This window comes from Desulfurobacterium sp., assembly GCF_027028515.1.
Classification (GTDB): Bacteria; Aquificota; Aquificia; order Desulfurobacteriales; family Desulfurobacteriaceae; genus Desulfurobacterium_A.
Genome location: NZ_JALVIW010000035.1, coordinates 22931 through 38527, shown reverse-complemented (window position 1 = coordinate 38527; position 15597 = coordinate 22931). Strand labels below are relative to the sequence as shown.

General features: G+C 39.6%; 12 protein-coding genes. 6 read left to right on the top strand and 6 right to left on the bottom strand.

What is annotated here, in order from left to right; all coding sequences use genetic code 11:
* The 3 genes from MV676_RS03095 to MV676_RS03085 form a co-directional block, all read right to left on the bottom strand.
* The coding region (locus tag MV676_RS03095) for an efflux RND transporter permease subunit (RefSeq protein WP_297445182.1) at positions 1-2958 on the bottom strand (2958 nt) is incomplete at its 3' end.
* Positions 2955-4079, bottom strand: a complete 1125-nt coding sequence (locus MV676_RS03090; protein ID WP_297445179.1) for a biotin/lipoyl-binding protein — start codon at positions 4077-4079, stop codon at positions 2955-2957. The genes MV676_RS03095 and MV676_RS03090, both read right to left, overlap by 4 nt.
* Positions 4079-5323, bottom strand: a complete 1245-nt coding sequence (locus tag MV676_RS03085; RefSeq protein ID WP_297445177.1) for a TolC family protein — start codon at positions 5321-5323, stop codon at positions 4079-4081. The genes MV676_RS03090 and MV676_RS03085 overlap by 1 nt, the downstream gene beginning before the upstream one ends.
* 151 nt (positions 5324-5474) lie before the next feature.
* Here MV676_RS03085 and MV676_RS03080 point away from each other — a divergent pair, with 151 nt between their 5' ends.
* The 6 genes from MV676_RS03080 (at position 5475) to MV676_RS03055 (ending at position 10633) form a co-directional block, all read left to right on the top strand.
* The gene (locus MV676_RS03080; protein ID WP_297445174.1) at positions 5475-6671 is read left to right on the top strand and encodes an ankyrin repeat domain-containing protein; all 1197 of its coding nucleotides are present in this window, start codon (positions 5475-5477) and stop codon (positions 6669-6671) included.
* 21 nt (positions 6672-6692) lie between these two features.
* The gene (locus MV676_RS03075) at positions 6693-6848 is read left to right on the top strand and encodes a hypothetical protein (RefSeq protein WP_297445172.1); all 156 of its coding nucleotides are present in this window, start codon (positions 6693-6695) and stop codon (positions 6846-6848) included.
* A complete protein-coding gene (locus MV676_RS03070; protein ID WP_297445169.1) occupies positions 6814-7431 on the top strand; it encodes a peroxiredoxin in 618 nt (205 codons plus the stop codon). Before MV676_RS03075 ends, MV676_RS03070 begins: the two co-directional genes overlap by 35 nt.
* Before the next feature lie 104 nt (positions 7432-7535).
* Complete coding sequence (locus tag MV676_RS03065; RefSeq protein WP_297445165.1) at positions 7536-8909, top strand: cytochrome ubiquinol oxidase subunit I; 1374 nt, start codon at positions 7536-7538, stop codon at positions 8907-8909.
* An 18-nt stretch (positions 8910-8927) separates the two neighbouring features.
* A complete protein-coding gene (gene cydB, locus MV676_RS03060; RefSeq protein WP_297445163.1) occupies positions 8928-10133 on the top strand; it encodes a cytochrome d ubiquinol oxidase subunit II in 1206 nt (401 codons plus the stop codon).
* 134 nt (positions 10134-10267) lie between these two features.
* On the top strand, positions 10268-10633 hold the full coding sequence (locus MV676_RS03055) for a hypothetical protein (protein ID WP_022846138.1): 366 nt from the start codon (positions 10268-10270) through the stop codon (positions 10631-10633).
* A 110-nt stretch (positions 10634-10743) separates the two neighbouring features.
* Here MV676_RS03055 and serS read toward each other — a convergent pair whose 3' ends face one another.
* From serS to MV676_RS03040, 3 genes are all read right to left on the bottom strand, one after another.
* Positions 10744-12024 (bottom strand): serine--tRNA ligase, encoded by a 1281-nt coding sequence (gene serS, locus MV676_RS03050; protein WP_297445161.1) that lies wholly within the window; start codon positions 12022-12024, stop codon positions 10744-10746.
* Positions 12017-14446, bottom strand: coding sequence for a DNA gyrase subunit A (gyrA, locus tag MV676_RS03045; RefSeq protein ID WP_297445158.1), 2430 nt, complete (start codon positions 14444-14446; stop codon positions 12017-12019). The genes serS and gyrA overlap by 8 nt, the downstream gene beginning before the upstream one ends.
* Before the next feature lie 67 nt (positions 14447-14513).
* Positions 14514-15590, bottom strand: coding sequence for a diguanylate cyclase (locus tag MV676_RS03040; RefSeq protein WP_297445185.1), 1077 nt, complete (start codon positions 15588-15590; stop codon positions 14514-14516).
* Positions 15591-15597 lie beyond the last annotated feature (7 nt).

Below are 15597 nucleotides of genomic sequence, written 5' to 3'. Positions count from 1 at the left end.
TCTTTCAAGTCCTATGGCATTCCCCATGGCAACGGGTAACATTCCTGCAGTTGTTGCGAATGCGGTCATAAGAACCGGCCTTGTTCTGATTTTTATACTTTCAAGGATTGCCTCTTCAGGGTTCATTTCGTTCTTTATTCCGTTAAGTGCAAAATCTATTAGAAGAATTGCGTTGTTGACGATAATACCACTCAAGAGAACAAATCCCATCATTGCGGGCATTGATATATGATAATCGAAAATAAGCAGTGACCATGCTGCTCCGATAAGTGTAAGGGGAATGGACACAATTATAAGCAGCGGTGCTTTTACCGAGTTGAACATGGGAACAAGAACGAAGAAAATGAGTAAAACGGCGAATCCTATTGCTTTGAGCATTCTTTTGGCAGAATCCGTAAACTGCTTTATGTCGCCTGTCTGTTCCATTTTTACATCTGGCGGAAGCTTTTTCCCTTTGAATGCTTTTTCAAAGCTTGCCATTATGTGAGTTATTGCTGCTTTTTTTCTGAAGCCGTAAACATCAAGGGTGTACTGAAGGCCTTCTCTTGTTATTACGTTAGGTTCATAAACATAGCTTATCCTTGCAACTGTTGAAAGAGGGATTTTGCCGGCTTTACTGTTTATCAAAGTGGTTTCAAGTGTTTTTACAGAGTCTCTGTCTGTTTTTTCAAGCCATACTCTTATCGTGAAATCTTTTGCATTTACTACGGGAAAAGATGCTGCTTTTATGCCTCTTAAAACAGTTGTTAACTGCATGGCTATATCTTCAGGTGTTAAACCGTATGCTGCCGCCTTTTTCTCATCTACGTTGAGGACGTAAACTTTTTTATTTTTGTTCCATGTTTTTGCAACACAGGTTATACCTTTGGTGTTGTATACTGCCTGTTCTATAATTTTTCCTGCCTTTTCAAGGGAATCAAAATTTGAGGAATATAGTGTAACGTCAATGTTTCCTTTGATGCTGGATAGGGCAGTTGCACCGTAGTCTGAAACTGTAAACTGCTCTATGTTTGGTATTTCGGCTATTTTTTTTCTTAACTCATCTTCTATCTGCCAGATTGATTTCTTTCTCTCAAACCGGTTAACATAGGTTGCTGTGATGCTTATGGAATCTATACCTCCGCCGCTTCCGATAGATAGTATGCCCGGTTCGCTTCCAATGGAGGAAGAAACTCTCAAAACTTTACCACTTGAGTATATTGCTTTTATAGTTTTTTTCAGCACATCTTCGCTATCTTTTATTTTCAGATTGGGATCAACTGTTATTCCAATTTTGACAATGCCTGTATCCATGGGGGGCATTAGTTCTTTACCGACGATGGGCATTAGTCCTTTTACGCTCATTATAAAAAGGAAAATTAAAAATAAAACGTATCCTGCTGCAACTTTCTTGCTTTCCAGCCCTTTTTTAACAAGGTTGTGGAAAAACATTCTGAAAATGTTGTTAATTCTGGAAATGATGCTTTCAAATATTTCTTCTGCTTTCAGAATAAGGGGATTTTTTATGGCAAGAAGTCTCAGTGAAAGTAAAGGAACTGCTGTTATGGAAATTGCATAGGATGCTGCAAGTGCAAGGAGCAGTGTTCCTGCAAGGGGTCTGAATATTGTTTGTGGATAGTCTCCTACGAACATAATCGGAAACAGAGCGGCCATTGTTGTTATTGTTCCTGCAAGATCTGAGAACATAATCTCTTCAGTTCCTTCCACTACTGCTTTTCTAATAGGCTTTTTAAGTTCTCTGTAGTGTCTTTCTATGTTTTCCATTACAACCACGGCATCATCTAAAAGGAGTCCCAGAGCCAGGATTATTGCGGTAAGTGTAACAACGTTGAACTCTATTCCTGTGAGCCACATGAGAGCTACGGTTGTCGCATATACAAGGGGAATTGTGAATAGAACAACAAGAACCTGCCGGAAGCTTGCGAGGAAGAAGAAAACTACAATTGTTGACATAACAATTGCATCTCTCAGTGATTCAAACATGTTGGTGGTGCTTTGAAGAATTGTATCTTTTTGTGTGTCAGTTATGTGAAAGTTGAGTGCAGGATATTTTTTCTTTATAACTTTTAAGGTTTTTTCAACTTTATCTATTGTTTTTATCACATCCGCATTTGTTTCTCTCTGGACGGCAAGGGCTATCGCAGGTTCTCTGTCACCGTAGTAGAGTGCACTGTTTTCGTAGTGACCGAAATAGACTTTTGCGATATCTCCTATGGTTATATTTCTTGTTACTGGAATGTTTTTTATCTTATCAAGGATGTCTCTCTTTCCTTTTATTTTCAGCAGTACTTTACTATAATTGCCTGTTATTGAACCTATTGCAAAGTCTCTGTCGTGTTTGGATAGTGCGGCGATGACCATTGAAGGAGATAGTCCATACTTATCAAGTTTTTTCTTGTCCGGTGTAACGATTACTTCTTTCCTGTATCCTCCAAAAACATCCACGTTTGCAATACCGTCGATCTTTAAAAGAGTGTCTTTAATATCATTTTCGGCGATTTCCCTTACATCGGTCAGGGGAAGTTTTTTTGAGGACACTGATATGACTACGATTGGTTGCAGTGTGTCATCTATCTTGTAAACTTGAGGTTCTCTGATATCGGGGGGAAGGTCATTTTTAATTTTTGAGAGAGCCTGCGTAACTTCCGTGGTGGCGGCATCTATATTTTTACCGTAGTTAAATTCTGCATGAATAACTGTAACTTCGTCGATAGTTGTTGAGTAAACACGCCTTATCCTGTCGAGGGTGTAAAGTTCTCTTTCAACGGGCACAGCAACGTTAGATGCAATTTCTTTTGCTGATGCCCCTGGCTCTACTATTACGACAGCAACTTCGGGCCGGTTTGAATTCGGGAACAGTTTTCTATTTATGCTGTTGTAGCCGAATATACCTAAAAACAGAAACAATGCTAGAAATGAGTAAATAAAATAAGGTCTTTTTAGTAAACTCTTAATCATTCTTCACCACCTGCCACGAGTCTTATTAATTTTGATTCGCTGCCAACAGCAACGGGCTCGTTTATAGAAGGCTTTATAACGGCCTTTTTGTTGTCTTCTGCTACCACAGTTACTTTTTTGAGCTTAAATTTGCCGTTCTCTCTGGCAACTATGTAAGTACCTTTATCTTTATGAACTAACGCGTTTAAAGGTACGGTTGTTCCTCTGACTTTTTTGAGAATAACTATTACGTTGATAAGGCTGCCCTGGGGAATTTCTTTCCCATTTTCTAAGACTGCTTCCGCTGTTGGTAGTCCGTTTTCTGCTTCCAGATAGATTTTTGTTATCTTTCCGATTCCGTACTTTGGTATTATCACTGGTTGTCCTGGTTCTAAACGGATATCGTCAGGAAATGTGAATACTACTTTTTCATAACCTGTCAGGATTGAAAGGATTGGTTTACCCGGAACTGCAAGATTCCCGTCTTTGAGGAAAACTTTTCCTACAATGCCGTTAACCGGTGAGGTTATAGTTGTATAGTTTAATAGACTTTCTTTTCCTTTTATAGCTTCTTTTAGACCCAATATTTCCTTCTGCTTTGCTTCAATTAATTTTTTCGTGCTTTCTACTTTTATCGTTTTGAGTTTAAGTTCTGTTTGAGCTCCTTCAAGTTGTTCTTTTGAAGCTCCTCCAGCTTCGTAGAGTGCCTTTACTCTTTTGAACTTATCTTCTGCAAATGTTTTTTCTGTTTGAGCAGCTTGAAGTGATAGTTTGAGAGCTTCTAACGATTTCTCTGCAGCCTGGAGGTTTTCTTTTAGTTGTTTTATCCCGCTTTCAATCTCACTGCCGTCTATCTTTGCCAGAAGGGTTCCTTTGCGGATCTTCTGGTTTTCAGTAACATAAACCCGGTTTATATATCCGGAAAGTTTTGTGGAAACAAGAACGGTGTTCTCTCTCAGTGCCCTTCCTGTGAAAACGGTCTTTTCGGTCACAGTTCCTGTTTTCGGAAGAACAGTTTTGACGGTGATTGAAGGAATGGTAGGTAAGGAAGTAGCTTCCATTTCTGCTTTTCTTTTCTTTACCAGTCTGATTCCTGCAAACACAACTGCTGCTACCACGACAATAGTCAGGATTTTTCTCATTATTTCACCTCACCTTTTACAAACTTCAGATAGTATATTGCGTCAAGCAGGTCGTACTTTGCTGTTATCAGGCGGCTTTTAGCGCTTTCAAACTTTGCCTCCGCGTTTAAAAGGTCGTAGATTGTTCCTGCTCCTGTGTCATACCTTACCTTTTCTATTTCTTTCACCTTCCTGGCAAATTCCAGCTCTTTCTCTATTCCTTTTATCCTTTCTTTTGCGGTTTCTATTTTTGCCAGTGCTTCTGTTAAACTTTTTTGTAAAGATAGTTTCTCTCTTTCCACTTCAAGCTTTGATGAAAGTGTTACTTCTTTTGCCATTTCCAGTTTTGCTTCTCTGCTTCCGAAATCAAATACAAGCCAGTTGAAGCTTATGCCTATCTGCCAGAGTTTTGCACTTTCTCCTGCTCCGTAGTTTTTGCCGTAGTAAGCGTCAAGGTTGATTGATGGAAAGTAGGATGCTTTCAGTTTTTTTGTGTATTTTTTACTCTTTTCTAATTGAAGTTTAGCTATTTTTATTCTTATGTTTTTGGAGATATTTGTGTCGGGTCTTACATCGGGAGCTTTTTTAACAGGTTCAAGTGTTCCTATCTCTTTTTTGCCCATCAGAAAGGCAAGCGCTGAACGTAGAGTTTTTATGTTTCCATTTATAGTTTCTATTTCAGTGTTGATTCTTTCTATTTCTGCTTCAACTTTCAGGAGATCAATTTCAGGTCTCTTTCCGGTTTTTATACCCAATTTTATATTTTTTTTCAAAGTATTAAGGGCGTTAATATAGGAAGATAAAGCACTTCTATTTTCTTTTAGGGATAGAATTTTCAGGTATATTGATCGAACGTTGTAAGCAATTTGGGATTTTGAGAGCTGAAGATAATCTTCTGCAAGTTTCTTTTCCAGATTGGCTATTTTGACATCTTCAATTTTTGAAAATCCAGAGAATATGTTTACAGTGTAAGCAATTCCCAGGTTTCCTATATCTCTGTCTGAAGGTACCGGTGAAATAATAGGAGGAACAATGGGGGTCAGTGTTCTTGGGATGTTGTATCTTGTGTAACTTCCTTTGAATATAACTTTTCCAAAGTTGCTTCTCTTTTTGCTTTTTATGTTCATTTGTGCGGAGCGGACTTTTCTCTGTGTTATAAGTATATCGTAATTATTTTTGAGTGCGGTGTTCACTGCTTCTTCCATCGTAAGCCCGTATGCCGTTATTGGAAGCAGTACAGCGAGTACTGGTAAAAGTCTTTTCAATATTTCCTCCATGTAAAATGGTCTGTGTTTAAAGATACATTTAATTTTCTTTCTTTCATTGATGTTCGTCAAAAGTTTAAGGATTATCTTTCTTGACAGCGTTTGTTTAAAGAGTTATGCTAATGATAATCTTTTTCAGGAAGAGGTGAAGGTGAGAAAGGTTCTGAGTATTGCAGTAATTCTTCTCTTTTTAACAACTGGAAGTTATGCGGGTGTTTCAAATCTTGAAATGTATAGAGGGCTTTTTTTGAGGGAGACGGCTCACCTGAAAAAGAGTGCTCTTCATGAAGCGGTTTTGAGGAACGATTTAAAAACAATAAAAAAACTTGTTTTGGAAGGTGTGAACGTTAATGTTCGCGATTCAGAAGGGATGACGCCTCTTGATTATGCATCGGCGCTTGATGAAGCAGATATTGTTAAATATCTGATAAATCATGGAGCAAGAATTGATGTTAAGGATAGGGAAGGTTATCAGCCGATTCACTTTGCAGCGGAAAATGATGCTCTTAACTCTCTTAAGGTTTTGATAGAGAATGGGGCAGATGTAAACAGCAGGGATCGTTTAGGATTTACACCTCTTCATAGGGCAGTTCTGAACGGTAATCTTGACGTTGTTAAGTATTTGATAAAAACAGGAGCTGATATTAACTGTAAGAATGCTGGTGGTTATCAGCCAATTCACTACGCTTCTATAAAGGACTATCCCGGCATTCTTGAATTTTTAATTTCAAAAGGTGCAGATGTAAATGCAAAAAACTTTATGGGATTTACGCCACTGCATTTTGCCGTTTTTAAGGGAAATTTTGATATTGTGAAAATTCTTGTTAAGCACGGGGCTGATGTTAATGAGAAGGATGTTCATGGGTGGACTCCTCTTTTAAAAGCTATAATAAAGCATAGAAACAAAATAGCGGTGTTTCTTATTAATAACGGTGCTGACGTTTCTGTTGGAACTTCCCTTGGTGAAACGCCCCTCCATTTTGCTGCCGGAGAAGGAGAACTTAACATTGTTAAGATTCTTTTAGAAAAAGGGGCAAATATTAATGTCAAGAATAGAGCGGGTAATACTCCTTTACATTATGCCGTTTACATGAACAGATTAAACATCGTAAGGTATCTTCTCTCTAAAGGGGCTTATGTTAATGTTCAGAATAGAGCAGGTGAGACGCCTCTCTATCTTGCTGCTAAAAATGGTAACTACAGAATTGTGAAGTTATTGTTAGACTCTGGAGCAGATGTTTCTCTTAAAACTAAAAAGGGTCTTACTCCTCTTTCCATTGCGCTGATGAAAGGATATATTAATATAGTGAAGCTTCTTGAGACGTATGGGAGAGCGGGAAATATCTAATAATTCTTGGGAGAAGGGGTTATGAAAAAAGTAAAGGAAACTTCTTTAAATAGAAAAAAGTATGATAGGTGCGTTGACATTAAGATTTCTTTTCGTTGCAATTTACTGCAAATAATTCTCATTATCAATAAGGAGGTGGAACATGGCTCTGGTAGGACAGAAGGCGCCGGAATTTGAGCTTGAGGCGTACGATCCAACAACAGATAGCTACACTTCAGTGAAGCTTGCCGATTATGTTCCGAACAATGATGGTAAGTTTTTAATTGTATGCTTCTATCCGGCAGATTTTACATTTGTCTGACCAACAGAATTAGCTGCGGTCGCAGCTATGCACGAGGAGATCAAAAAGCGTGGTGCTGAAGTTATTGCGATTTCAACAGACACAGTGTTTAGTCACCAGATTTTCTGTAAAGTAGAACCTCTTATGAAGGATGTTAAGTTCCTGCTTGCTGCTGATCCAACGGGTGAAACTGCAAGGAAGTATGGCGTTTACATGGAAAATGCAGGAATTGCAAGAAGAGGAAGATTTATTATCAACCCTGACGGGGTAATTGTTGCTGAGGAAGTTCTTAATCCACCAGTTGGTAGGAGCGTTAAGGAACTCCTCAGGCAGCTTGATGCCTGGAAGTATGTTTATGAACATCCTGATGAAGCATGTCCTGCTAACTGGAGACCGGGTAAAACAACACTTAAACCAGGTCCTGACATTGCAGGTAATGTTGGAAGTGTGGTAACCATTGATGAAATTCTTTCAGAGTAAAAGTGTATTAGAAGTTTATAAAGAGAGATGGGAGCTAAATCCCCATCTCTCTTTGCTTTTAAATTTTTAGATTTAAGACGACAAAAAACTTTAAGGAGGACAAGATGGACTTTCTCCTGACGTTATCCCGTCTGCAGTTTGCGATGACGGCCTTTTTCCATTTTATTTTCGTTCCTCTTACACTTGGCCTTTCAACCCTTATTGCGATTATGCTCACTCTTCACTACAAGACGGGTAAGAAAGTTTATAAAGATATGGCCAAATTCTGGACAAAACTTTTTGCTATCAACTTTGCCATTGGTGTAGCGACAGGTATTGTTCATGAGTTTGAATTCGGTATGAACTGGTCGGTTTATTCCCGTTTTGTAGGTGATATTTTTGGTGCACCGCTTGCGTTTGAAGGACTGATGGCGTTCTTCTTAGAGTCAACTTTTATAGGTATTCTTATCTTTGGATGGGATAGAGTGCCCCAAAAAGTTCACCTGTTGGCTGCGTGGCTCACAGCTATTGGCAGTAATATTTCTGCTTTCTGGATTCTTGTTGCTAACGGTTGGATGCAACATCCTGTTGGTTCAAAGCTCGTTGAGGGTCTTGCAGGTAAGAAGGCGGTTCTTACAAACTTTGCCAGCATAGTATTTAATCCTGTTGCCGATACAAAGTTCATGCACACCATGACGGCAGGATTTATTCTTTCTGCAGTTTTTGTTCTCAGTATCAGTGCCTATCACCTGCTCAAAGGAAGGAATATTGAACTGTTCAAAAAGTCAGCGTTTATTGCGATTATTTTTGGACTGATGGCTTCTGTTGCTGAAATGGGTATTGGCCACGCTCATACAATAGAGGTTGCAAGAGTGCAGCCCACCAAGATAGCAGCTGCTGAGGCTCTATGGGAAACGAAAAAAGGTCCTGCCATTGCAATTGCTGCGTGGGCTGACCAAAAAGGCCAGCGTAACGTTTTTGAAATTCCTTCAATTCCAGGAACACTCAGCATGATGCTGTACAATTCACCGTCTGCTGAGGTGAAAGGTCTTAAAGATCTCCAGAAGGAATTTGAAAAAATCTGGGGACCTGGAAACTATATCCCGCCTGTTAACATTACTTTCTGGTCATTCCATCTTATGATATATCTTGGAATGTTCTTTGTCCTTCTATTTGCTCTTGGACTTCTTAAGTTTAAAAATCTTGAAAATAGCAGGACTTATCTGAAAGTTGCTCTTTTTTCTCTGCCTCTTCCATACATTGCAAACTGGCTTGGATGGGCAATGGCAGAGGTAGGAAGGCAACCGTGGATAGTATATCCTCTTAACTGGAAGGATAATACTTCCGTTGCACTTAAAACGGCAGAAGCTGTTTCTAAGATTACCAACTTTGAGATTCTGGTAAGTTATGTTGTTTTCCTTGTGATATTTACGGGTCTTGCAATTGCAGACTTTTACCTCCTTGCAAAATATGCTTCAAAAGCACCTGAAAATCATTAATCTGGTGGAGGTGTAGCTATGAATTTTGATTTACAATCAATCTGGTTTCTCCTTGTAGGGGTGCTTATCATTGCCTACCTTGTAACTGATGGCTTTGACTTTGGGGTTGGTATTCTGCACCCATTTGTTGCTAAGACAGATGCTGAAAGGAGAACGATGCTTAACTCTATCGGTCCTGTTTGGGACGGAAACGAGGTGTGGCTCATTACTGCAGGTGCGGCAGTGTTTGCTGCATTTCCGGAACTTTACGCTGCACTCTTTAGTTCTCTTTACATAGCGCTATTTATTGTTCTTGTTGCGCTGATTATGAGAGCATGTGCCTTTGAATTTAGAAGCAAAGAGGAAAATCCTTCCTGGAGGAACTTCTGGGACTGGATGGTTTTCTTTGGAAGCGCCGCGCCGGCTCTCCTGGTTGGTGTTGCGATAGGTAACGTTTTAGGAGGCCTTCCTGTTATTAACAGTCTTGCAAAAGGAGATTCTCTTTCAGGTTTTGTTTACGCTGAAAAGTTCCCGGTTAGCTTTTTAAATCTTATTAATCCCTTTACAACACACGGTCTTTACGGATTAATTGTTGGTGTAACGACGTTCCTTTTCTTTACGCTTCACGGCGTTTCTTGGCTCCTGTGGAAAACAGAAGGAACGGTAGCAGAAAGAGCAAAATCAATAGCTACAAAACTCTGGTTTGCTTTTGTCATTTTCTACGTTCTATGTCTTGGTTTCGGTTACACTATTTCTTTCAGAATAGGTGATGCTTCAAAGCTTGCGTTTTTGGGTCTTCCACAGAATCTTATAGAGGCCATTAAGCCTCATATAAATAACGGTGTTGTTGAGCATGCACTCTTTAGAAGTATGCCTCTTGAGATTGTAATGATTCTTGCAGCTGTTGTGTGTGCGGTTCTTTACTTCCTATCTCTTCAAAAGTCTGACGGAAAGAGAGCTTTCCTCTTTTCGGCTTTAACGGTTGCTTTTGCAACACTCGGTGCAGCTATCGGTGCTTATCCGTTTATGGTTCCATCATCTCTTGGTGTTGAAAACAGCATTACTGTTTACAATGCTGCTTCAAGTACACTAACTCTCACCGTTATGCTTATAGCAGCGCTCATTTTCGTGCCCATTGTTATTGCCTATCAGGTTTGGGCATACAGAGTCTTCCTCTTTAAGATTTCACCGGAAAGCCTTGAGAGAGAGCTTAAGGCTGAAGGCGAGGAGGCAGAACTTTACTAATACCGGAGGTAACCATGTGGTTTTTCCTTTCAATTGTCTGGTATGCGGTGCTTGCTATAGCAACGATTAAGATAGCACAGGCGAAACTGGAGGGTTGATCCTCCAGTTTCCTTTAAGGTTTAAGGAGTCGCGGCATGAAAAATCTCGATAAAGATATTGAGCAGTTGCTTTGTCAGGGATTATCACCTTTGGAGGTAAGAGAATATTTGGAGAAAAAGTATGGTAAGGACCTTTCGTTTACGAAGTTTTCTTACTTTACCTACTTTTTTGTTTTTGGCCTTCCCGTTCTTGTATTTTCGACTGTTCTGCTCAAAGCCGGGAACCTGACAGGAACTGCTTATTACATTGATAGACTTATTCTTTTATTATCTGCCATGGCGACCCTTAAAGGTTTTGTTGGCCATTTTGTTTCTGTTTTCTTGAGAAGAGAAAAGTTTGAAGAAGAGCTGAAAAAAATAAGGCGTTGTAGGGAGGCAGAGTATGGAAAAAGTTCAGGATAATACTTTAAGAAATCTCTTTTTCGCTATATTTGGTGTTTATCTTCTTGTCCTTTTGCTGACTTCTATTTCTATGCTGTGATTTAAGGGGAAGGATTCCCTTCCCCTTAAAATTACGGTTCTATGGCATCTTTTTTTAGATAGCTTCTTAAAGCTTCAGGAACTATTACAGAACCGTCCTTTTGCTGATACTGTTCAAGTATTGCTATTACTGTCCTTCCAACGGCAAGACCTGAACCGTTCAGTGTGTGGACAAACCTTGTTTTCCCTTCTTTATCTCTAAATCTTATCATTGCTCTTCTTGCCTGGAAGTCTTCACAGTTGCTGCAGGAAGATATTTCCCTGTATCTGTTCTGTGAGGGTATCCATACTTCTATGTCGTAGGTTTTTGCCGCTGAAAATCCAAGGTCTCCTGTGCAAAGTGCAACTACTCTGTAATGAAGGTCAAGCAATTGCAGAACCTTTTCCGCTTCGTTTACTAACTTTTCTAATTCATTGTAGGACTCTGAAGGGTGGACAATTTTTACAAGTTCCACCTTGTTGAATTGATGCAACCTCATTATCCCCCTTACATCTTTTCCGTGAGAGCCGGCTTCTTTTCTAAAGCAGGGAGTGTATGCCGTGTAGTATTTCGGTAGCTCTTTCTCCGGCAGGATTTCTCCTGAATGGATGTTGGTGAGAGGTACTTCGGCTGTTGGTATGAGCCATAGATCTTCACCTTCTATTTTGTAAAGGTCATCAGCAAACTTTGGAAGCTGTCCTGTTCCTGTTAGTGTCTTTGTATTTACCATAAAAGGTGGAATAATCTCTTCGTACCCGTGCTCTTGTGTGTGGAGGTCAAGCATGAAATTTATCAGTGCCCTTTCTAACTTAGCCCCCCACTTCTTGTATATTACAAAACGAGAGCCTGCAAGCTTTGTTGCTCTTTCAAAATCTAATATGTCAAGTTTTTCGGCTATATCCCAGTGAGGAATAGGCTCGAAGTCAAACTCTGGCTTTTCCCCCCAGTATCTAACCGGGACATTTTCTGTTTCATCTTTTCCGACAGGTACTGTTTCGTGGGGAATGTTGGGGATTGATAAAATGAGGCTGTTAAATGTTTCTTCCACGGCTTTAAGTTGCTCTTCTAACGATTTGCTCTTTTCGGAAGCTTTTTCTGCTTCTCTCTTTTTCTGATTTGCCTCTTCTATTTTCTTTTCTCTAAATAGTTTTCCTATCTCTTTTGAAAGCTTGTTTCTTAGGGCTTTTAGAGATTCTAATTCTGTTATTATCTCACGCCGTTTTTTATCCACTTCAAGAAGGGCATCAACTTTTTCCGTCAGTTCCGGATTTCGCAGGAAAAGACGCTCTTTAATCTTTTCAGGATTCTTGCGAATTGCTTTTATGTCAAGCATCTTCTGCTTCCTCCTCTACCTTTGATACCGCAACTACGCTGTCGTCGTCAGAAAGTTTCTGCACCCTTACGCCCCTTGTGTGTCTTCCTATTATGCTTATGCTACCTGCGTTTATCTTTATCACTTTGCCTTTCTTCGAAACGATTACGATGTTTTCGTCGTCTTTTAATGTTATTGCATCTGCTATTTTTCCCGTTTTTTCGTTAAGTTTTGCCGCTATGACGCCCTTTCCACCTCTTCTCTGAATAGGGAACTCAGAAATTAGGACTCTTTTACCGTATCCCTTTTCTGTTACTATGAGAAGGTACCTGTCATCCGGATGAATAATGGTTGCCGCTACCACTGCGTCATCATCTGTGTCAAGTAGCATGCCTCTTACGCCTCTTGCGCTCCTTCCCATCTGCCTGACATCCTGAACATGGAATCTTATAGCTCTTCCCTTCCTTGAGATAAGTATCACGTTGTCTTTTTCAGATACTGTTCCGATGTATATCAATCTGTCGCCAGGTTCCATATTTATTGCTGTTATGCCTGTTGAGCGGGGATGGGAGAAGTCTGAAAGGTGCGTCCTCTTCACATATCCTTTTGCTGTTACGAAGAATAGAGCGAGATTTTCGTTAAAATCTTTGACAGGAATGATTTTTGAGACATTTTCACTTCCGGAAAGTCCCTGTAAAAGGCTTCTGATTGACTGTCCTCTTGTAGCTCTTTCGGATTTTGGTATTTCATATGCTTTCAGCCAGTAAACTCTTCCTCTGTTTGTAAATACGAGTAGATAGTCAAGGGATGAGGCGGTAATTATCTCTTTTACAAAGTCGTCTTCCCTTGTTTTTATTCCTTTTATACCTGTTCCACTTCTCCCTTGTGTTCTGTAGGTGCTTGCAGATACTCTTTTAACGAATCCTTTATGGGTGAGGAATATTACAACTTCTTCATCTTCTATCATTGCTTCTATATCAATTTCTGCCTCTTTTGCGACAATTTTTGTTTTTCTTTCGTCGCCGTAATGCCTGATAATGTCGTCCATGTCTTCTTTTATTAGTCTTTTTTGCTCTTCATCTGATTCTATTACGAAATGGTAGTATTCAATATCCTTTTTGAGTTTTGCGTATTCTTCTTCTATTTTCTCCCTTTCAAGGCCTGTAAGCCTCTGGAGTTTCATGTCTAATATCGCTTTTGCCTGTTTTTCGGATAGTCCAAACTCTTTTTGAAGTTCGTTTCTCGCGACTTCTGGACTTTCTGCACCTTTAACGATAGCAACGATCCTATCTATATTTTCAAGGGCTACCCTTAATCCTTCCAGTATGTGGAGTCTTGCTTCAGCTTTTCTAAGTTCGTAGGCGGTGCGCCTCAGTATAACTTCTCTTCTGAACTTTATAAATTCTGTTAGATAGGTTTTTAGGTTGAGAAGTTTAGGTTGGCCGTTGACAAGAGCTATCATGTTGAAGTTAAAGTTTGTTTGAATAGGCGTAAATTTATAAAGTTTGTTTAAAACAACTTCAGGAGTTGCATCCCTTTTCAGTTCAATTACCACGCGTATTCCTTCTCTGTCTGATTCATCTCTTATGTCGGCAATTCCTTCTATTTTTTTCTCTTTTACAAGTTCTGCTATGTGCTTTATCAGTGAAGCTTTGTTTACCTGATATGGAAGCTCTGTTATTACAATAGCTGTTCTCTTTTTGAGCTCTTCTATTGTGTGCTTTGCTCTTAGTGTAACACTTCCTCTACCTGTTTGGTAGATCTTTTTAATTGCTTCAGGGTTTATTATTTCAGCACCTGTTGGGAAGTCCGGCCCTTTTACAAATTTTAGAAGCTCATCAGCTGTTGCGTCTTCGTGATCAACAAGATATTTGATTGCCTGGCACACTTCTGTTAGATTGTGAGGTGGTATGTTTGTTGCCATACCGACAGCGATTCCCGAGCTGCCGTTAACTAAAAGGTTTGGGAATCTTGCAGGCAGAACTTCCGGTTCTGTTAAACTTTCGTCAAAGTTTGGTCTGAAATCAACAGTGTCTTTCTCTATGTCTTTGAGAAGTTCCATTGAAATTTTTGAAAGTCTTGCTTCCGTGTATCTCATTGCAGCGGCACTGTCGCCGTCTATAGAGCCAAAATTCCCCTGACCGTCTATCAGGGGATACCTCATAGAAAAGTCCTGTGCCATTCTTACAAGTGCATCATAGACAGCGCTGTCACCGTGAGGGTGAAATTTACCGAGACATTCACCGACGATTCTTGCACTTTTTTTGTACGGTTTGTCAGGATATAGATTGAGCTGGTACATTGAATAGAGTATTCTGCGGTGGACTGGTTTAAGGCCGTCTCTTACATCCGGCAGTGCTCTTCCAACGATTACGCTCATCGCGTAATCTAAGTAAGACTGCCTCATTTCCTCTTCTATGGGAATGGGAATAATCTGTTCCATTTTCTGGATTGCCTCCTGAGCAAAGACCTAAGGAAAGTTTGCGAATACCTATTTTATCACAGAAACTTTAAGTTAATTTACACACTTTGTTTCTTCCCGACTCTTTGGCTGAATATAGTGCTTTGTCCGCTCTTGCAAGAATGGTATCTACGGTATCTCCATACCTGTATTCTGTTACGCCAAGAGATATTGTTATTTTTCTATCTATAGGGAATGACTGGTTTTCTATAAGTTTTCTTATCTTTTCGGCGAATTTCACGCCGCCCGTTATGTCTGTTTCAGGAAGTATGATTAGGAATTCTTCACCGCCATATCTGCCAAAAATATCTGGCCTTCTTATATTTTTCTTGATGATTTGCGCTATTTCTCTCAAAATTTTATCACCCATGAGATGACCATAGGTATCGTTTACCTCTTTGAAGAAATCTATGTCAAAAATGATTACTGATAGAGGATTGCCATATCGTTGCGTTCTCATTATTTCTTTTTCAAGTTCCTCCAATACTTTTCGTCTGTTGTATATACCAGTTAGACAATCTATATCGGCCAATTTTTTAATTTCTCTGTTTTTCTTCTCAAGTTCTTTCATGACGGTGTTAGCAAGATGGACAAGCATCTCTATTATTATGTGCTGGATATCGTTTTCGGTTTTCTGGTGGTATGGACAGAATTTTTTAAAGTTTCTTCCCTTTCTTTTTTCATTTTTGTATTTTATGCCTATGGCTGTTAGAGAATGATTTAGTAAGATAGGTTTTTTCCTTCCAAATATTTCACTAAAAACAAATCCACCTGTTGTTTCACCTATTGAGTCAAAAGGGGAAATTTCTATAAGAGTTTTTCTTCCTAAAAATGTCTTCCTGCCAAGGCAGGAAAAAATAATGATTTTATCCGGTGAAAATTTTGTCATCTTCCACCATAGATCCCTTGAAGCGAGGAGAATTTTTCTCTCACCGCCAACACCAAAGTAGGCGTATTCTCCCTCTCTAAAGTTTCCCGTGTAGGACATTGATTCATCTTCGTTTATTCTTATACAGGCTCTGGCGACGAGGATGCCTTTCCTCCTCACCATTAAAGGAAAGCATAGTGTAACGGCTTCAAGGTTTTTCAGAAACATATCACCAAGGTAGTGGCGGTAGAATTCAATAACCGGT